Below are 18,561 nucleotides of genomic sequence, written 5' to 3'. Positions count from 1 at the left end.
TTCCCCCCACGGTCGCAGTTGCCCTAAAACGTGTTATCCCGAGTGGCCAAGGCTTGCCAAGCGACAAGGCAGGTTACATAAAAAATGTCGCCGACCGCTGCGATCCGATCTTTCAGCGGCCGGCCAAGGCTCGCGTCCGATTGCAGGCGATGGCGCGAGACAGACAACTCCAGGGGGAAGCGATGCCGATTTCGGAAAGTGTGGTGATGCGTGGCGAAGTTGTCGTCCACCACCCCAATCTGGTGAACCTCTACGGCTGTGAGATCGGTAACGGCTCGCGCATCGGCGCCTTCGTCGAGATTCAGAAGAATTCCTACGTCGGCGAGCGCTGCAAGATCTCCTCGCACACCTTCATTTGCGAGGGCGTGACCATCGAGGACGAGGTCTTCATCGGCCACGGGGTGATGTTCACCAACGACCGCCTTCCCCGAGCAACCAACCTGGACGGGAGCGCCCAGAGTGAAGCCGACTGGAAGGTCGAGCCGACCCTGGTCAAGAAGGGCGCGTCCGTCGGCTCCAACGTCACTATCACCCCGGGCGTGACCATCGGAGAGCGGGCACTGATCGGCGCCGGTGCCGTCGTCACCCGTGACATCCCCGACTTCGCCATCGCAACCGGTGTGCCGGCCCGCGTGGTCGGAGACGTAAGGACCACAAAGGCTGGGTGACTCCCCATTTCAGCACGGTTTCGTACACCGAATTGCGATCTTTGGGGTATTTAGAGAGATCATTTGAGGTAGTTCCAGCGCCTGCCCTCGCCTGGCTGGATGATCCTGGTTGGGTCTTGATGACCCAACGGCCATAGTGACCGCGCGGCTTCGCGGCCTCAAACTTCAATTTGAAGAGGTCGAGATGGCACGGCATTCGACGATCAACCGGCGCATCCTTTCTCAACCAACGACAGGCTCCAACGGGCCTCCAGGACTCCGGTGGGCGGGGTGGAGTGTAGGGTAGGTCAAATGATCAATATCGGTATCATCGGTTACGGCTACTGGGGGCCGAACCTCCTACGAAACTTCATGGAGCTTCCCGATGCCCGGGTCCGCATAGTCGCCGACCTGGACCCCAAGAAGCGCGAGTTGGTGGAACGCCGCTATCCAGGCGTCCAGACCACCAGGGACGTCCAGTCCTTGTTCCAGGATCCCGAGATCGACGCCATCGCCGTGGCGACGCCGGTCAATAGCCACTTCGAATTGGGCATGTCGGCGCTGAAGGCCGGCAAGCATCTCTGGCTCGAAAAGCCGATGACCGAAACCTCGCTACAGGCCAGGATGCTGGTCAATGAAGCCGACAAGCGCGGATTGACCCTGATTGTCGATCACACCTTCATTTATACCGGAGCAGTCCGGAAGATGCGCGAGATCGTCGCCGCCGGCGACCTCGGCCAGATCTATTACTACGACGCCACCCGGGTGAACCTGGGCCTCTTCCAGAAGGACGTGAACGTCATCTCCGACCTGGCGGTCCACGATTTCGCGATCATCGACCGTCTATTCGAAGAGCATCCGACCGCCGTTTCGGCCAGCGGTATCAACCATTTCCCCGGCACCCCGGAAAATCTGGCCTACATCTCGCTGTTTTACGACTCCGGCATGATGGCGCACATCAACGTGAGTTGGCTGGCTCCAGTGAAGGTGCGCAACATCCTGGTTGGCGGCTCCAACAAGATGATCACCTATGACGATCTGGAGCCCTCCGAGAAGGTCAAGGTTTACGACAAGGGCGTGTCCTTCACGGACGACCCGGCCAAGATCCATGAGATGCGCGTCGGCTACCGCACGGGCGACATGTGGGCGCCCAAGCTCGACTCCACCGAGGCCCTGCGCATCGCCGGCCAGGAGTGGATCGACTGCATCATCGAAAAGAAGGTTCCAACCGCTGATGGCCGGCTTGGCCTGCGCGTGGTGGAGATCATCGAAGCCGCCACCAGTTCCATGCGCGGGCGTGGCGAAACCGTTCACCTGCGACGCAAAGATGCTGCCTAATATGATTCCGTTCGTAGATTTAAAAACCCAGTACACCTCGATCAAGCTCGAGGTAGATGCAGCCATTCAGCGCACCTTGGAGACCTGTCAGTTCACCCTGGGCGCCGACGTAGCTGAATTTGAAAAGGAATTCGCTGCCTATTCGCAAGCAGCCTTCGGCGTCGGCGTCAACACCGGCACCAGCGCCCTGCACCTGGGCCTGCTGGCCGCCGGGATTGGGCCGGGCGACGAGGTTATCACCTCCCCCTTCACCTTCGTGGCGACGGTGGCGGCCATTTACTACACGGGCGCGACCCCTGTGCTCGTCGATATCGATCCTGCGACCTACACCATCGACCCGGCCCAGATCGAAGCCGCTGTCACGCCGGCCACCAAGGCGATCATCCCGATCCACCTCTACGGCCAGCCGGCCGACATGGATCCGATCATGGCCATCGCCAGGAAGCACGGCCTGGTGGTGCTGGAAGACGCCTGCCAGGCGCACGGCGCGGAATACAAGGGCAAGCGCGTCGGCGCCATCGGTGACATGGCGGCTTTCAGCTTCTATCCTGGCAAGAACCTCGGCGCCTATGGCGAAGGCGGGATGCTGACGACCGACAACGCCGATCATAACCGGGCGGTCCGCATGCTGCGCGACTGGGGCGCCGAGCGGAAGTACCACCACGAAGTCAAGGGCTATAACTACCGCCTGGAAGGCCTTCAGGGCTCTGTTCTGCGCGTGAAGCTCAAACACCTGGATAGGTGGACCGAGCAGCGCCGCGCCACGGCCGCCCGCTATGACGCCATGTTCGCCGGCACCGGACTGCCAACCCCCTTCGTCCGCAACGATGTGCGCCACGTCTACCACATCTACGCCGTCCGCACGCCCGAACGCGCTGGCTGGCAGGAGGCGCTGAACGCTCAAGGGATCCAGTCGGGCATCCACTATCCCATTCCCGTGCACTTGCTGCCCGCCTACGCCGACCTCGGCTACAAGCAGGGCCAGTTCCCGCACGCCGAAAAGGCTGCGGCCGAGGTTCTGTCCCTACCCATGTTCCCGGAGTTCACGGAGCAGCAGCAGGACGTGGTCGTGGCTGCGGTCAAGAAACTGCAAGCAAGCGTTTGACGAGCGGGCCTCCGCTCAACCGGAAACAGGCCTGCAAAGGCGCCTCCAAACCGATGACAGGGAAATACAATGAAACTTGAAGGCTCTCGAATCCTGGTGACTGGCGGCTGCGGTCTGATCGGCTCGACCACCATCGACCTGCTGCTGAAGGAGCACGCGCCCGAAAAGATCGTGATCCTCGACAACCTGGTCCGCGGCAGCCTGCAAAACGTCAAGGACTCCCTGCAAGACCCGCGCGTCGAACTCGTCGAAGGCGACATTCGCGACGTCGCGGCTGTCCACAAGGCCACCGACGGCATGGACGCCGTCATCCACATGGCAACCCTGAGGGTCATCGCCTGCGCTGCAGAGCCTCGCGAAGCCCTGGGCGTCATGTGCGACGGTAGCTACAATGTCATTGAGGCCGCCCAGGCCAAGGGCGTCAAAAAAATCTGTGCGGCCTCCTCTGCCTCGGTCTACGGCTTGGCCGACCTCTTCCCGACCGAGGAGAGCCACCACCCGTACAACAACCGTACCTGGTACGGGGCCAGCAAGGTCATGCTGGAAGGCCTGTTGCGCTCGTTCAACGACATGTACGGTCTGCCCTACGTGGCGCTGCGCTATTTCAACGTCTACGGCCCGCGCATGGACCTGCATGGTAAGTATACCGAGGTTCTGATCCGCTGGATGGACCGCATCGACGCCGGCCAACCGCCGCTGATCCTCGGCGACGGGTCCACCACCATGGACTTCGTCTATATCGATGACATCGCCCGAGCCAACATACTTTCCCTGATGTCGGACGTGGAGGACGACGTTTTTAACATCGCCAGCGGCGTGGAGACCAGCCTGAACGACCTGGCCGCCTCGCTCCTGCGCGTGATGGGTTCCAACCTCCAGCCGGAGTACGGGCCCGAGCGCAAGGTGAACCCGGTCTCGCGGCGACTGGCCGACACGTCCAAGGCAGAGAAGATGCTGGGCTTCAAGGCGACCATCGATCTCGACGAGGGCCTCACCCGCCTAGTCGAATGGTGGCGCGCCAATCGCGAGCAGGTGACTGACGACCCACTCGGGATGCGCCTTGGGGCCTTCCGTGCTCTGCGACGGTGTGGTTCGGCCGCATGAACGTAACGCTCGAACCGTCGTGGCGCAGTTTTCCATCGGATTGACGGAGCATCGTCACAAGCAATCGAGCGCGGTCCGGCCGTCTCATTGTTGGTACGGCCGCTGGCAGGATAACGTGCCTTCCGTCGTTCCTGGCCGGCATCGGTCCTCATCCGCCGAGGCGGATCTCCTTATCTCAAATGGCGTCCATCGCACTGCCGAGGCCGTGCGTTTCTACTACCACCACACTGCGCATCGATGTGCACTGAGTTTGGCCAGCCCCAGACAACTGGCTCCGGCAACCGCGTCCATTCATGGCCAAGTGTATCGGCGTTGACGCGAATCCCCTCCTTTGACAACTGCTTGCAATGCCTTTGGTGAAGATGGCGCGCAAGGCGCCTGCGAATGTGTAGTTTCCCGCGTCCGACAGAGTGCAGGAATTGGCGGAGTCGAACATGGCGAGTTCCGCCTTCGGCAAGGCTACGTGTGCGGGATCACTCTGCGGCGCGCCATGGCCAGATGAGCGAGAATTACCTTCGATATCGATCTCGGCCCCGGTCGCAACAGAGTGGTAGAGAAACATGGATGGTTGGGCTTGGCGGAGTGTAGTCGCGTCTTGTGCGGTTCTCCTTCCGTGAGGCCCTAATTGGGTGGCCCAGGCGGTGCGCGCAACTCGCTGTGGCTAGGCAGAAAGTTCGAAAGCTCCCAACGCCAACTTGGATGCTGGCGACGGGCAATGAGGGTTCACGGATATCCCTTCGGACCTCCGCGAAGGGCGGCAGGCAAGATAACTTGCGTCTCGTCGTTCCTGGTCTGCATTCGTCCTCATCCGCTGGGGAGTTTCTCCTTGTTCAATTCACGTCCGTCAGCGTACCGGCGCCACGCGTTGCAGATGCCTTTGCACCGCTCATCGCCGCGCACCTAGTAGCTTGCGGTTCTTGAGACGGGCGCGTTCAGCGGTCCGCTTGGCTCGCGGCCGTATCGCAGCCATAAATGTTCCATCGCCATCGCGCGCATGATCACGGCTGCCGTGCGAAGCGGAAAGCCAAAGCGCAGTCCCTAAACGCCGAACAGCGCCGTCTGTACTTTGCCCCATATTGGGACAGCCTTGATTTGGCCGCAATTGCTTCTAGCTGCTTCCTAGTTGTCGAAGCAACAGGACGAGGTGGGCAATGCGGATCCTAGTAGGACCTGCGAAACGAGAGGGCGTTTCTCGAACTATTTTCCATAGACCGTTGGGCGATGGCGATATCAAATCCGAGACGGGGGTGGTCATACTTTCGATAGATGCCGGCGGTATCTACGCAAGCGGTTCGCAATACCGATACCAGATTGAGTTGACGCTTGATGAACTTGAGGCGCTTGCGAGCCGTCTGACAATGAGATCGTAGCTAGTATATCCAGCCGCACCAGCCATCTGACGTTACGTCAAGAATCAGCTACTGTAACGTTGCGGCGAACCTGGAAAGTAACCGTCCGGCCGGCGCCATTCAGGCAAGCTCCCAGCAGAAGCGCGCCGGCCGTCTCTGGGCCTTACCCCGGTGTGCCAATGCGGGTTCTCTACGCGCTGACCACATGCGTTGCTACAGGTTTGTCGGTCATCGCCCGGCGTCCGAATTGTTGTTCTTTGTACCTCGTTCGTTTGACTTTCGAGCAGATTGTCATGGGCGTATATCTTCCCCCGCGGGGTCGTTCTCATAAACCACCCGTCGGTTAGGCCCGGTGTCCTCCCCAATCCCAACCGGGCACCGGGCCGCCGCAGAGTTCATCGAGCTTGGATGCAAAAGGCACATGAACTCGCCGGGCGAAGACCCCAACCACCTCAAGCCCGGCGAGCCCACTACCTGATCAGGAACGCGATCAGGACCGGAATCACCCGGTACCCTTCCGACGCAAGAGCGATGCCAGCATCCCGTCCCGCAATGGGACGATACAGGAAGGGGAACGGGATCTGCTGGGCGTTGTTTGCAGGTTTGCTAACTTAGGTTGGGCTAGCCGGCTTGCCGTGTCGGCTAGGCCCCGGGGTCAGCCAAACCTACCCCGACGACGGACTATCGGGCTGCTTCGTCAGTTCGACGAAAGCCCCTGGATATTCGTAGAAGAGAGCCGCCGCACCGGCGCCTACCACACAGCGCCGGGACTGAACGCCGGAAACCCAACACCCGTCGGTCTCCGTCAGGACGAACGCCATTTCCTGACCGCCATTCGCTCCAACCGCTGCAAAAACCGGCCCATCGGCCTTTGCCGCGGTTCAACCAGAAGCAAGACGTGTCTCGGCGTAAGATGGCGCTAATCGCGAACTGCGCTCTTGCTTAGACTTTCCGGATGGCGCCGGCGCCTGGGGCGCGGCTACTCCAAGTTCGGAGGATATGCGCTGTCCTTAAGGCTTACTTGCATCGTTGCCGAGAGCACGAGAATATTCGATTGCCAGCAATGGTCCCCGGCCCGACTGCCCAGATGCGCCCTCCAAACGCCAGACTTGGTAGTCGGGCCACCGTTCAATCCAACGGAGCTGCAAACGATGTCTGCTCACCGCTTCAATCACCCTGTTCACGTATTCGTGGGCCTTGGCTTTCCCCATGCGGTGTCCTCTGTGCAGGAAGCCCGTCAAATCCTTGATGAATGGACGGGGCGGCACAGCCCGAAATACACAGCGTCAGTTGCCCTTTGCCAATCCGCACTTGCCCGCAAGGAAGACGTTGAGACGGCCCGCGCTGCCTTTGAGGCCTTTGCTCTAGCCCACGGAATTCTTGCGCCGGACGCAATCGAACTCGCGGTGGCACGCGCGGCAGAAGAGTGGATGGCAGCCTATGATGGGCGGACCGAGGTTTTGACTGGCCGTTAGGTCGACCTTGAAAGTCGATCATCGGAATGAAGAGCGAACAGTTCGAGTTCGTCATGGATTGGAGTATCGATATATCGAACTGTCGGCATAGATGCCTCGCTTCACAAACGGCGCGCGCTCGAATTGCTCGCGATCAGTTCCAGCTGGTAGAGCTGGATCAATGAAGCCACCAAAAACTCCTCGATAAACGTGCCGCGAACAAAACTCGCTCCAATGCAAGGGCGGTTGAAGATCCGCTGCAAGAATTCTACTGCTTCTGGCTGAAAGCATTCGGGATTTCTGTTGCCGCATGCTGCACCTCCACGTTTGGCGGACGCAAGGTGGTCGCTCACAGCCGACGGAGCCCTTGGCTGCTCGGGCCGGTGTGTCAGAATCGCGCGCACCTCGAAGATCCAGCGCTTCCGATATCTTGTCGTCAGGACGGTCGACCGCGCCGCCGACGGCGTCGACAGATGGTGATTTGGCGGGCTCCCCTATTGTGCTCTCGACCCGTTGCAGAATCGTATCGAGCGGCTCGGCGATCTCGGCGAGTTGTCGATAGACGAAACCCAGCGACTCGGCACGCTTGACAGCCGTGCGGTATCGGACACGCGCCGCCTGTGGATTTTCACCCAACATTGCCGCAATGCCGATCACCAGAATCGGTAAATTACATCACAATTCAAGCACTTAAAGGGAGAGCCGATGGTACCGTTGGCTGGGATCGACCGCTTATGCAAGATATTGTTTTTGTTATATTTTCTGCCTATGAGAGACCGATTTGTATCACAATAGGTATCACAATACATAACGCATTTATTGCTGCCAGCTGGGTGCGACCAGAGGTACGCGGCCAAGGGCGCCGACATGCAGCGACGTAGCCTGAGATGCGCCGCCGATAGGGCCAACCGTCCGCTCAGCATCACCACCAACGCCAGGGCAAAGCCGGCGGTAGCGATAGCAGAAAGGTAAAGCCCATCGGCGGCCAGAGTGCCTCAGCGGCGAGGCGGTCGCCGCAAAGATGCCGCCATAGATTGCTGCCGTGAGCAACAGAGACGGAGGCATCCGCCAAGCGGAATCGAGCCGAAGACGTCCGGAGATCTCACGCCAAGGCACCCTCCGTTTAATCGATCCCGGGTGGCAAATGGTCGGGGTGGCATGCCGCTAGGCATCGCGGCATTTTTCATGATTGACGGCCGCCTTAATTTAAATATGATCATAATAAGGATAATAGGTGGAATAGGCATGGATGTCGCACCGCTCTCACGGCGCAAGCTCTCCGATCAGGTGGTTGATCGGATCAAGCATTGGTTGATGGCAAAAAATATCAAGCCAGGTGACCGTCTGCCGCAGGAGAAGGAGCTCGTTGAAGTTTTCGGTGTTGCACGCAGCACAATGCGTGAGGCGCTAAAGGCGCTGGAGGTCCAGGGTCTGATCAGTATTGTTGCTGGCCGTTCTGGTGGCGCGATCATCGCCGAAGTCGGCTACGAGACGGCGGCGGGACTCCTGGGCAACTACTTCTATTTCCAGAATTTGCAAGCCGGCCAGATCTACGATCTGCGCCAGCTTGTCGAGCCGGAAATGGCCGTGTCGGTTGTAGAGCATTTGACCGAAGACGATTTCGACCGATTGCAGGAGCTTATCGAAGCTTGTGCGAAAGTTGAGGACACTCCGGAATTTCGTCGCCAGCAGAGGTTGGACGAGTTGGAGTTTCACAACGTTCTAGCCGTCCGCTCGCCGAATTCGCTCTATTCCTTCACCTGTCGCTTCATCAACAAGGTGCTCGCCGATCAGGTCGTGTTCAAGCGCATGTACCAGCAGCGGCAATTGAAGATCGATCGCGAGAACCACACCGCGCATAGCGAACTTCTCGAGGCCTACCGAGCGCGTGACAAGGATCGCGTTCACAAAGCAATGACGCGCCATATGCGTGAGTGCGCCTGCCACATCGTGGAGTTGGACGCGATCGTGCAAACCCGGTTCTTCAGCGACTCGCCTACGCCTGTCAGACAGCGGACTGCGTAATGAGTGTCGCGACCTCGCCGATCGCCGATCGCCCGCAAACCGATGAAGTGCTTTCGGTCAAAAGACTGCGCAAATCGTTTCCGGGCGTGGTCGCCCTAGCCGGCGTCGATTTCGACGTGCGAAAAGGCGAGGTGCATGCCCTTCTTGGCGCCAACGGCGCGGGCAAGAGCACGCTGATCAAGATCGTGGCCGGGCTTTATCAGCGCGATGGAGGCGAAATCCTGTTGAACGGGTCGCCGGTGTCTTTTGCGGATACGGCGGCGGCGATGCGGGCCGGTATCAGCGTCATCTACCAGGACTTCGCGCTGGTCCCTCAGCTGAGCGTCGCCGACAATATCTTCCTCGGCAGAGAAGCGACAACGCTTCGAGGTATTCTCGATCGTGGCGCCATGCGTGCCGAAGCTCGTCACCTGCTCGACGTGGTTGGAGCCTCCTTTCCCGTCACAAGCCTGGTGTCGGAACTGGGTCCCGGGCAAAGGCAGATGGTCGAAATCGCCAAGGCGTTGCGCAGCAACGCCAAAGTGCTGATCCTGGACGAGCCGACGGCTTCGTTGGGCCACGGAGAATCCGAACGCCTGTTTGGCCTCATCCGCAAACTGGCGGCGGATGGGGTCGGTATCGTCTATGTCAGCCATCGACTCGATGAGATCGCGCCGCTCGTGCAGCGCGTGACAGTTCTTCGTGACGGCGTCTCGGCAGGTACCTTCCCGATCGCGCAGATCGACCGTGCTAAGATCATCCAGTTGATCACCGGCCACGAGCGGGGTGCCGCCAAGTCTGAGCGGCGCGCCTCCACGCAAGCCGTGGCTGCGCTTGATGTAGCGGGGCTGACGCGCCATGGAGAATTCCACGACATCAACCTCACCCTAAACAAGGGAGAGGTCGTCGTCCTTACCGGACTTGTTGGTTCCGGACGCACCGAACTGCTTGAAACGCTCTTTGGCTTGCGCCGCACCGACCAGGGCGAAATCAGGCTGAACGGTCAGAGCTTTGCGCCGGAAACACCGATGCAGGCCATCGCGGCCGGTTTGGCGCTGATCCCCGAGGACCGGCGCGGTCAAGGCATGTCAGTTGTGATGCCGGTCTACGAAAATATGGCGTTGCCTATCTTGAACCAGTTCGTCGCGCGTTTTGGTCTGTCCCTGCGCCGGCAGATTGCGCATGCCGAAACACTGATCGATCGCCTCAATATCCGACCTCCGGATCCGCGCGCAGTCGCCGGCAAGCTGTCAGGCGGCAATCAGCAGAAGGTTGTTCTGGCAAAGTGGCTGTCGACCAACGCGACGATTTTCCTGTTCGACGAGCCGACGCAAGGTGTCGATGTCGGCGCTAAGGGCGAGATCTACGGACTTATCGACCAGTTGGCGGCGCAAGGGCGAGCGGTTCTGGTCGTGTCGTCCGACCTGGAAGAGGTGCTCGCCATTGGTGACCGAGTGCTCGCCATGCATGCGGGACGGATCATCGCCGAATTCCAAGCCGAGGCCATTTCAGCAAGCCGCATCGTCGAGGCGGTAACACTTGGACGCCAACAATGAATGTCACCAACAGATCCGTCGCCGATGACCGGGCAAGGAAGCTGAATTTCGATCCCGCGCTTTTTGGTCCGACCTTGGCGCTCGTGCTGATGTTCGTCATCTATTCAGTGGCAAGTCCGCATTTCCTGACGACCGGCAACATCACCAACGTGCTCGTGCAGAGCGCACCGCTGCTCATTCTAGCCAGCGGACAGACCTTCGCGCTTCTGATGGGCGGCCTCGATCTTTCCCAAGGCTCGATCATCAGCCTGGTCAGTGTCGTTACGGCCACAATTATGATGAACCATGGCATCGTGCCGGCTGCCGTGATCGGGTTGGCATCAGGGATACTTGTGGGGCTCGCCAACGGATTGCTCATTGGCCGCGCCAGGATCCAGCCGTTCATCGTCACGCTTGGCATGCTCTACATGATCGCGGGCGCGGCGCTCGTGGTGTCGGGCGGGTCGACTGTCTTTGGCTTGCCGCAACCGGACGTAGATATTTTCTTCTGGTTCGGAGGCGGGTTCATCGGCCCACTCCCGGTGCCGCTACTCATCGCCATCATCCTGGTGGCGGTCGCCTATTTCGTCCTCACCCGCACGCCGATCGGAAGGCACATCTACGCAATTGGCGGCAGCGAGCAAGTCGCCCTGATGTCTGGCATCAATGTCGCGCGCACCAAGATATTCATCTACTTCATAAGCGGCACCTTTGCCGCGATAGCGGGCTTCCTGCTTAGTGGCCGCGTTATCTCGGGCCAGCCGCTGCTCGGCTCCGGCGACCTGCTTCTCCAGTCGATCGGCGCTGTGATCATTGGCGGAACGAGCATTTTTGGCGGCCGGGGCGGCGTGCTTCGTACGGTGCTCGGCGTCCTTGTCATTGCGTTCATGGTCAACGGGCTCAACTTGCTCGCCATTTCCACCTTCACCCAGCAGGTGATCGTCGGCGCCATCATCATTCTGTCAGCCTGGGCAAACGCCTTCCGGCGTGGAGCCGGCTGACCAATCCGGATCCTCGAATCCGGCAGCACCGGATCGGGGTGTTTGATGGGAAGACTTCCAGAGAAAAGGAACAGTAAAATGAGTTATCGATCTCTACTCCAAGGGGCTCTGCTCGGCCTAACCACCGCGGTTGCGATCGGCGGTGCGATTTCTTCCGCAACGGCGCAAGAAAAAGAAATTGCCGTCATGCTGCCGGCCGCGGGCGATCCATATTTCAAGCTCAAGGCATTTGGCTACACCGATGAGGGCAAGAAGCTTGGCTACAAGGTGACGATCTACGATGCCGGCGGCTATGGCAATTTGCAAAAACAGGTGTCGCAGATCGAAGACGTGATCACCCGGAAGGTTTCCGGCATCGTCCTGGTGCCTTCGAGCTCCGAGGGCACAGCGCCCGTGGTTGAAAAGGCTGTCGCGGCCGGGATCCCCGTGGTCAATGATGGCATCGCGACAAAGACCGACAAGGTCACCGGCTTCGTCGGCGAACCTTCCTATGTGATGACCGAACTACTCGCAGCCTATGCGGCTGAAAAGCTCGGCGGCAAGGGCGATGTCGCCATGCTGTCTGGTCCAAGCGGACTCGATCTGACCCTATTCCGTGTCAACGGCTTCAAGGACTACCTTTCGAAATATCCAGGCATGAAGGTCGTTGCCGAAAAATTCACGTCGACGTCTTCGGCCGACGCACTGACCACCATGCAGGATTTCCTTCAGGCGCAGCCTGACCTGAAAGCCGTCTATGCCTTCAACGGCCCGATCGCAATCGGGGCCGTGCAAGCGCTGCGCGCGGCCGGCAAGAACCCCGGTGATGTGCTGGTCCTGACCACGGATATGGAGGATGAGACCAAGCGCCTGATCAATGAAGGATGGATCCAGGCCACCATTGTCAGCCAGCCGGTGACGATGGCCCGCCTTGCCCTCCAACGCGCCGTCGAAGCCGCCGAGGGCAAGACTATCCCCAAGGAAACACTGACCCAGGCGACCATGATTACCAAGGTAACCGCGGATGGTGTTGATCTCTCCGGCCAGACGGTTCCGGCGGATTGGAAATAGCTGAAACCACGGCGGTGGCTGGTGCCACCGCCGTCCATTGCGGCGGAAACGAAAACATGACCCTTCATCGGTTCAACGGGATAGCAATTCCCCCAACCATTATCAGTGGACCAGGATGCCGATCGCAAATACCGACCGAACTCGAGCGGATCGGTGCGCGTCGTGTCGTGGTGATCTGCGGGACGAGCCTGAAGGCAAATACGCCGTTCGTTGGTGAATTGACCGCAGCACTCGGAACAAAGCACGTCGCGTTGTTCGATCGCCTAGAACCCAATGCTCCGGTGGCATCCATCCAAACCATCGTCGACAGATTGGCGCCGCTTTCGCCAGACGCCGTCGTCTCCATGGGCGGCGGTGTCGCGCATGATGTCGCAAAGGCGATTGCCATCATGGTTCCAAGTGGTCGGAGCGTCGTCGATTTCGTCAGCCGTTTCGAGCCGCCTTCGACGTTCCATGGCGTTGACGTGGACGTCGAGCCACTGCCCGTCTTTACTGTGCCCAGCACTTTTTCGGCGGCAGATGTGGTGGGGGGTGGGGCTGTCACTGATACGGAACGCGGCGAAAAACTGATCTTCGTGCACCCGAAGCTGACGCCTGTCGCGGTATTCCTCGACGGCGAGGTCATCGCGACAACGCCTCGCGCTATCCTAGCCGCAAGCGGAATGAATGCCGTCCATCATTGTCTTGAAGCATTCTATTCGAAAGGCGCCCAGCCAATCACCGATGCGTTTGCGGTCGCGGCGCTGCGAAGCCTGTTGCGCGTCTTGCCAGCCTTTGCCCCGACAGATCGCGCACCGTCCATCAAGACTTGCCAGACGGCGATCGATGCAGCCTCGATGTCCGGTCTCACCTATGCCAATTCCTGGCTGGGCATAGGCCATTCGGTTTGCCACAGCCTGGGAGGCCGTTATGGCCTCTCCCATGGCGCGGCAAATTCCGTGATGGTTCTGCAAAGCCTTCGCTTCAATTTCGATGCAGCGCATGGCCGCCTTGCAGAGATGGCACAGGCTACTGGCATCGCTGCTGACAGGGACGAACATCCGGCGCGCCTTCTTATCGCTAGGATCGAACAACTGGCCGACAGTCTTGGAACACCCAAGACCCTTTCGGCGATCGGCCTTCCGGAAGGTCAGTTCGAGCAAATCGCCCAAGATGTGCTGGGCGATCCTCAAACGTATTGGAATCCCCGCCCAGCGACACAAAACGAGATCGTCGCTTGGCTCAAATCAGCTTGGTAGGATTAATCTGAACATGCCTAGAGACATCATGACGGCCGGCGCGGTTATCCCGCTCGCCTTACGAAAAGAGCGGCTTTCGGCTTGCTGGCCCGAGGGTTTCGGGCCTGTCGCTCTCCTTTGGATCGATGGCGCGTGGCGTCTATCCTCCTCCGGCACGACGATGCCGTGCATCGACCCAACTGTTGGCGAAGCCTTGATCGACGTAGCGGTTGCGTCGACGCAAGATCTTGAAATCGCCGTCGAAGCGGCACGGCGTGCGCAACAGGCATGGTGGTTATCCGATGGGCAAGACCGGGCCCGAATACTGCGCAGGATCGCCGATGAGATCAGGCTGCATGCGAACGCGCTCGGCACACTGGACACGCTGGATTCAGGACGGCCCATTCGTGACACTGCCACGCGTGACGTTGAACGTGCCGCGCGCATTTTCGAGTTCTTTGCCGGAACCACCGACCGTCTGCGAGGCGCTGTTGTTCCTGTTCAGCCCAACCGCACCAACCTGGTCGAATATGAGCCGATAGGCATAGTCGGTGCGATAACGCCGTGGAACTACCCGCTGACCAACGCCGTAGGCAAAATCGCGCCGGCTTTGGCGACCGGCAATGCGGTCATCCTGAAGCCGGCTGAAGCATCGCCGCTGTCGGCTTTGCTTCTAGCCTGGATCGCGCACAAAGCTGGACTGCCCGCTGGATTGCTGAATGTACTCAACGGCAGCGGCGCCACCATAGGTGAAATGATCGTGCGCCATCCAGATATCGGCAAGATCACGTTCACCGGCTCCACTGCCACCGGCCGCCACATCGGCTCCATAACTGGCGATCTACTCAAGTCTGTTACCCTCGAACTTGGAGGCAAGACCGGCTTCATCGTCTTCGCCGATGCCGATCTTGATCGTGCTGCCGATGCCCTCGTCTTCTCGGCATTCAACAATGCGGGACAGACCTGCACCGCCGGCTCGCGACTCCTCGTCGAGGCTTCAATAGCAAAGGATTTTGTCGACAGGATCGCCAGCCGCCTGAACGACATTGTCATCGGAGACCCGCTCGACCTCGAGACCAGGATCGGACCGGTCATATCGGCTCGCCACCGCAACATGATCCTCGCCCATCTTGCGGCGCCATCCACAACGGGATTGAAGCGCTTGGAACTCCCATCAAGATCGCTTCCCGAGGCTGGATTTTATGTCAGCCCATCAATCTTCCTCGATGTAAGTCCGACCGCTGCGATCGCACAAGAAGAGGTGTTTGGTCCCATGATAACCGTGACCTCGTTCACGAGCGATAACGAAGCCATTGAAATGGCCAACGCCACCCGCTACGGCCTTGCGACAACCGTGTGGACAAGCAGCTTTCAGCGGGCGCGCCGCGTATCGCGCGAGGCCCGCTCGGGCCTGGTGTGGATCAACACAGTGCACAGCCTTCATCCCGGTTCGCCCTATGGTGGCTACAAGCAAAGCGGTGTTGGTGTGGAGATGGGCCAGGAAGCCGTTCAGCAGCACATGAAAATCAAAAGTGTGTGGATGGAAGACAATGTCTGGCAAAGCCCATGGGGCTGAAGAGCACGCCGTGAGCAAGGCATTTCTTTCAGCATCACCAAGCCAATGGCTGGTCGACCGCGTTCGACGCGAAGCCAATTGCCTGTCTTCCTGGCTGACGGGGACGCGTCGTGAGTTTCACGCTCATCCTGAGCTGGGCTGGCGCGAGATCGAAACCACTCGTCGCATCGCGGCGGAACTAACGGCTCTTGGATATAAGGTCGTGGTTGGCGCCGAGATGCTCGGTGGGGCGGTAAGACTTGGTATGAGCCGCCAGCCCGTGCCCGGTGAAGGGGACACTGGCTGTATCGCTGTCTTCGACAGCAACCGTCCGGGACCGACAGTATGTCTGCGAGTCGATATCGATGCTCTGCCAATCCTGGAGGCTGCCGCCAATCATAGGCCAGCGGCAGAAGGATGGGCGTCCATTGTCCCTTCCGCTATGCATGCATGCGGTCACGACGGGCACATTGCGATAGGCCTTGGCGTTGCCAGGATCCTTCGGCCGCTCCTTGGCGATGCAACTGGTAAGCTTCTCATCCTGTTCCAGCCTGCTGAGGAAGGCGGACGCGGTGCCCGCGCCGTTGTCGAGGCCGGATGGATGGCCGACGTCGACCTCTTCCTTGCCATCCATATCGGCCTTGACGTTGCGTCCGGCAGCCTTGCCCTCGATGTCGACGGCTTCCTCGCGACGCGAAAATTCTCTGTCCAGTTTTCAGGGCGAGCCGCGCATGCCGGGAAATCGCCCGAGCAGGGTCGAAATGCACTTCTTGCCGCATGTCAGTCTGCCCTCGGTCTGCACAGCCTCGCTCAGTCGAGCGAAGCGGGCGTTCGGGTCAATGTGGGAACGTTGCACGCAGGCAAAACCCTGAATGTCGTGCCAGACGAAGCAGTTCTGGAATTTGAAATCCGTGCCGGCGAAATGCCTTCGCTGCTGTCGCTCGACATGCGATGCCGGCGAATGATCGAGGCGACCGCCAGCGCCTATGAAGTCACGACCTGTATCGAGCTTCGCGGCGAAGCCTCGGATTGGCGCAATCCGCCGGAAGTTGTCGACTGGGCCAAATCCGCAAACAGCGCATTCGGCGCCTTTCCGAACGTCTTTGACAGCCATTCCTTCGGTGCGAGCGAGGACGCAACCCTTCTCGCTTCAGCCGTTGCCGACCGAGGCGGAATTGCTGGAATTTTCGTTCTCGGTTCCGATATCGCGGACGGTCACCACACGGCTCATTTCGACTTTGATGAGACGGTACTCGCTCGCGGTACTTTGTTGTTGAGCGGCTTGGTCGCCGCCGCCTTGTCAATCGGCTGACTTCTGTTGGCAACCGACAATGAAAAGCCGCGCGCGTCACACCACAATCGGCGCCGACGCGCCATCCATGCTGATAACGACACCGGTCACGTAGCTCGCTTTCGTGGAACACAGGAAGGCGACGACCGATGCGATTTCGGCGGGATCGGCCAATCTGCCGATGGGTATGGAGTCCGTCGCCTGGCGCAGCGCTTCCTGATCACTTATACTCTGGCTTGCCGCCACCGCTTTCATTCCTTCACTCACCCGGCCCGTCTGCGTGAGACCGGGATTGAGCCCAACGATGCGCACGCCGCGACCGGCGTAGGCGTTCGCGAGGCCGACCGTCGCCAGCATCAGCGCGGCGTTGGCGGCGCCGCCAGCCAGATGGGTCGGCGAGGCGACTTTGCCGCCGTTTCCGATGATGTTGACGATCACGCCCGAGCCGCGGTCAGCCATCTTCTTGACCACCGGATCGATGACGTTGATGTAGGGGAAATACTTGTCATCCATCGCGGCCCGCCAGGCGTGCGGGCTGAGGTCCTGCACCGGCGTGCGCTTTGCGGCGCCGGCGCTGTTAACGAGGATGTCGAAGGGACCGACCTCCCGCCACATCCTCTCCACAGCCTCTTTCGCGTCATCGCCCGATCTTAAATCCACGGCGGTGCCTACCGCACCGGGAAGAACGGAAAGAGCGGCATCGATGTTGGAACGCGACCGTGAGCAGATGACGATCCTTGCACCTTCCGCCGCGAGCAACTTGGCGCAAGCGAGCCCTATGCCTTTGGACCCTCCCGACACCAATGTAATCTTGCCTTCAAGGCCGAGGTCCATATGCATTCCTTCCCGACAGATACGGCCCCGATCCTATCAATCCTGGCGCTGTTCGCCAGCCGCAAGGATCATTCCTGACAAGCATGCAAAACAGCTGAATGACGCTTTCGAGCGCCGTTCGTGAAAACGTGCTTTCATTCCTTAGTGCGCTTGTCCCGTCCATATCATGCGACCCTCCAGCACGTTCTTAGTCTGCAGTCCAACCGCCGTCGATGACCATGGACGATCCCGTCATGAGCGAGGATGCGTCGGACGCCAGGGTATTGGCGGTAGCGCTCTACCGACTCGAACCCCCGTAAGTGCTTGAACCAAGGTGGCACCACGTCGGATCCAGGGATACCAACTTCTTTCAGAAGAGCGCGCATTTCGACTTTTGACCAGGACGGCGACTGCGACTGGTATTGAAACGACCTTACAGTTCGATATCTGGCATCAGCAGACAGACATAGCGCCAGCAGATCCGGCGCGCCCGCTCCAGGTCCTCTTCGACATATTCCCCGGCGTTCTGCCAGAAGAAGCCATCAATCAGAGCAGCGATCCCGTCGACAATGTCGTCGACCTCGCCGGGCGGCACCAGTTGCTTGACGGCATAGCGGATGTTGGAGACGAAGCGCGCGCCGGTCAGGTGGTAGAGATGCTTGATGCGCGGCTCTGTCTGCGCGGCGATCATAAACTGCATCCAGGTCACGGCGCGCTTGGGCACGCCCAGATGCTGCGGCGCAAACGAGCCGTCGACGATCGCCTTCAGCCGCTGCGCGGGCGTCGGGTTGGCGGGAGCGAGCTTGAGGATATCCTGGCGAAACAGGTTCGAGAGGTTACGCATGGCCAGCGCCATCAGCTCTTCCTTGCTGTCGAAATAGTGGTTGACCAGGCCGGCCGACATGCCCGCGCGCCGCGCGATAACGGCCATGGTGGCGCCCGACATGCCTTCCTCGCCGACGGCGGCAATCGCGGCGTCGACCAGTTCGTCGCGGCGCATCGCCTTGATGGATCGTTTCGCCATTGCAAAGCCTTCTCGTTTATATATTGATTGACCATTCAATATATCATATCGTCATTCAATCCAAGCCGGAGTTC

Annotated in this window: 15 protein-coding genes; 12 read left to right on the top strand and 3 right to left on the bottom strand. The window is 59.8% G+C overall.

Annotated elements, in window-relative coordinates; genetic code table 11:
- Positions 1-206 precede the first annotated feature (206 nt).
- The 5 genes from AC1VON_RS10780 (at position 207) to AC1VON_RS10760 (ending at position 7,018) form a co-directional block, all read left to right on the top strand.
- On the top strand, positions 207-668 hold the full coding sequence (locus tag AC1VON_RS10780; protein WP_483122061.1) for an acyltransferase: 462 nt from the start codon (positions 207-209) through the stop codon (positions 666-668).
- Positions 669-959: 291 nt separating this feature from the next.
- On the top strand, positions 960-1,985 hold the full coding sequence (locus AC1VON_RS10775; protein WP_172352189.1) for a Gfo/Idh/MocA family protein: 1,026 nt from the start codon (positions 960-962) through the stop codon (positions 1,983-1,985).
- A 1-nt stretch (position 1,986) separates the two neighbouring features.
- Positions 1,987-3,090, top strand: coding sequence for a DegT/DnrJ/EryC1/StrS family aminotransferase (locus AC1VON_RS10770; protein WP_172352190.1), 1,104 nt, complete (start codon positions 1,987-1,989; stop codon positions 3,088-3,090).
- Positions 3,091-3,159: 69 nt separating this feature from the next.
- Positions 3,160-4,194 (top strand): NAD-dependent epimerase/dehydratase family protein, encoded by a 1,035-nt coding sequence (locus AC1VON_RS10765; RefSeq protein WP_483122059.1) that lies wholly within the window; start codon positions 3,160-3,162, stop codon positions 4,192-4,194.
- 2,500 nt (positions 4,195-6,694) lie between these two features.
- Positions 6,695-7,018, top strand: a complete 324-nt coding sequence (locus tag AC1VON_RS10760) for a DUF982 domain-containing protein (RefSeq protein ID WP_172352192.1) — start codon at positions 6,695-6,697, stop codon at positions 7,016-7,018.
- A gap of 101 nt (positions 7,019-7,119) precedes the next feature.
- On the opposite strand, the gene AC1VON_RS10755 is transcribed toward AC1VON_RS10760, so the two are convergent.
- Complete coding sequence (locus AC1VON_RS10755) at positions 7,120-7,401, bottom strand: hypothetical protein (protein WP_483122056.1); 282 nt, start codon at positions 7,399-7,401, stop codon at positions 7,120-7,122.
- Between the two features lie 841 nt (positions 7,402-8,242).
- Here AC1VON_RS10755 and AC1VON_RS10750 point away from each other — a divergent pair.
- The 7 genes from AC1VON_RS10750 to AC1VON_RS10720 are packed head-to-tail and all read left to right on the top strand — an operon-like array spanning position 8,243 to position 16,671.
- A complete protein-coding gene (locus AC1VON_RS10750) occupies positions 8,243-9,022 on the top strand; it encodes a FadR/GntR family transcriptional regulator (protein WP_483122054.1) in 780 nt (259 codons plus the stop codon).
- Positions 9,022-10,557 (top strand): sugar ABC transporter ATP-binding protein, encoded by a 1,536-nt coding sequence (locus AC1VON_RS10745; RefSeq protein ID WP_483122052.1) that lies wholly within the window; start codon positions 9,022-9,024, stop codon positions 10,555-10,557. Before AC1VON_RS10750 ends, AC1VON_RS10745 begins: the two co-directional genes overlap by 1 nt.
- Positions 10,554-11,537, top strand: coding sequence for an ABC transporter permease (locus AC1VON_RS10740; RefSeq protein WP_483122051.1), 984 nt, complete (start codon positions 10,554-10,556; stop codon positions 11,535-11,537). Before AC1VON_RS10745 ends, AC1VON_RS10740 begins: the two co-directional genes overlap by 4 nt.
- Before the next feature lie 45 nt (positions 11,538-11,582).
- The gene (locus AC1VON_RS10735; RefSeq protein WP_483126306.1) at positions 11,583-12,587 is read left to right on the top strand and encodes a sugar ABC transporter substrate-binding protein; all 1,005 of its coding nucleotides are present in this window, start codon (positions 11,583-11,585) and stop codon (positions 12,585-12,587) included.
- 56 nt (positions 12,588-12,643) lie between these two features.
- Positions 12,644-13,825: an iron-containing alcohol dehydrogenase family protein gene (locus tag AC1VON_RS10730; RefSeq protein WP_483122049.1), complete on the top strand. Its 1,182-nt coding sequence runs from the start codon at positions 12,644-12,646 to the stop codon at positions 13,823-13,825.
- 13 nt (positions 13,826-13,838) lie between these two features.
- Positions 13,839-15,380, top strand: a complete 1,542-nt coding sequence (locus tag AC1VON_RS10725; protein WP_483122047.1) for an aldehyde dehydrogenase family protein — start codon at positions 13,839-13,841, stop codon at positions 15,378-15,380.
- Positions 15,355-16,671, top strand: a complete 1,317-nt coding sequence (locus AC1VON_RS10720) for an amidohydrolase (protein WP_483122045.1) — start codon at positions 15,355-15,357, stop codon at positions 16,669-16,671. The genes AC1VON_RS10725 and AC1VON_RS10720 overlap by 26 nt, the downstream gene beginning before the upstream one ends.
- A gap of 36 nt (positions 16,672-16,707) precedes the next feature.
- On the opposite strand, the gene AC1VON_RS10715 is transcribed toward AC1VON_RS10720, so the two are convergent.
- Positions 16,708-17,484, bottom strand: coding sequence for an SDR family oxidoreductase (locus AC1VON_RS10715; RefSeq protein ID WP_483122044.1), 777 nt, complete (start codon positions 17,482-17,484; stop codon positions 16,708-16,710).
- 412 nt (positions 17,485-17,896) lie between these two features.
- Positions 17,897-18,487, bottom strand: coding sequence for a transcriptional regulator BetI (gene betI / locus AC1VON_RS10710; protein WP_483122042.1), 591 nt, complete (start codon positions 18,485-18,487; stop codon positions 17,897-17,899).
- Between the last annotated feature and the right edge of the window lie 74 nt (positions 18,488-18,561).

This window comes from Mesorhizobium sp. HAY1-8B (assembly GCF_056868045.1).
This window is presented reverse-complemented; position numbering and strand designations above follow the sequence as displayed.

Bases quoted from the DNA above. Each gene is read 5' to 3' on its own strand.
- betI (WP_483122042.1), bottom strand. From the start codon at position 18,487: ATGGCGAAACGATCCATCAAGGCGATGCGCCGCGACGAACTGGTCGAC.
- AC1VON_RS10745 (WP_483122052.1), top strand. From the start codon at position 9,022: ATGAGTGTCGCGACCTCGCCGATCGCCGATCGCCCGCAAACCGATGAA.
- AC1VON_RS10715 (WP_483122044.1), bottom strand. From the start codon at position 17,484: ATGGACCTCGGCCTTGAAGGCAAGATTACATTGGTGTCGGGAGGGTCC.
- AC1VON_RS10770 (WP_172352190.1), top strand. From the start codon at position 1,987: ATGATTCCGTTCGTAGATTTAAAAACCCAGTACACCTCGATCAAGCTC.
- AC1VON_RS10765 (WP_483122059.1), top strand. From the start codon at position 3,160: ATGAAACTTGAAGGCTCTCGAATCCTGGTGACTGGCGGCTGCGGTCTG.
- AC1VON_RS10750 (WP_483122054.1), top strand. From the start codon at position 8,243: ATGGATGTCGCACCGCTCTCACGGCGCAAGCTCTCCGATCAGGTGGTT.
- AC1VON_RS10720 (WP_483122045.1), top strand. From the start codon at position 15,355: ATGTCTGGCAAAGCCCATGGGGCTGAAGAGCACGCCGTGAGCAAGGCA.
- AC1VON_RS10725 (WP_483122047.1), top strand. From the start codon at position 13,839: ATGCCTAGAGACATCATGACGGCCGGCGCGGTTATCCCGCTCGCCTTA.
- AC1VON_RS10780 (WP_483122061.1), top strand. From the start codon at position 207: ATGCGTGGCGAAGTTGTCGTCCACCACCCCAATCTGGTGAACCTCTAC.
- AC1VON_RS10730 (WP_483122049.1), top strand. From the start codon at position 12,644: ATGACCCTTCATCGGTTCAACGGGATAGCAATTCCCCCAACCATTATC.
- AC1VON_RS10760 (WP_172352192.1), top strand. From the start codon at position 6,695: ATGTCTGCTCACCGCTTCAATCACCCTGTTCACGTATTCGTGGGCCTT.
- AC1VON_RS10740 (WP_483122051.1), top strand. From the start codon at position 10,554: ATGAATGTCACCAACAGATCCGTCGCCGATGACCGGGCAAGGAAGCTG.
- AC1VON_RS10775 (WP_172352189.1), top strand. From the start codon at position 960: ATGATCAATATCGGTATCATCGGTTACGGCTACTGGGGGCCGAACCTC.
- AC1VON_RS10735 (WP_483126306.1), top strand. From the start codon at position 11,583: ATGGGAAGACTTCCAGAGAAAAGGAACAGTAAAATGAGTTATCGATCT.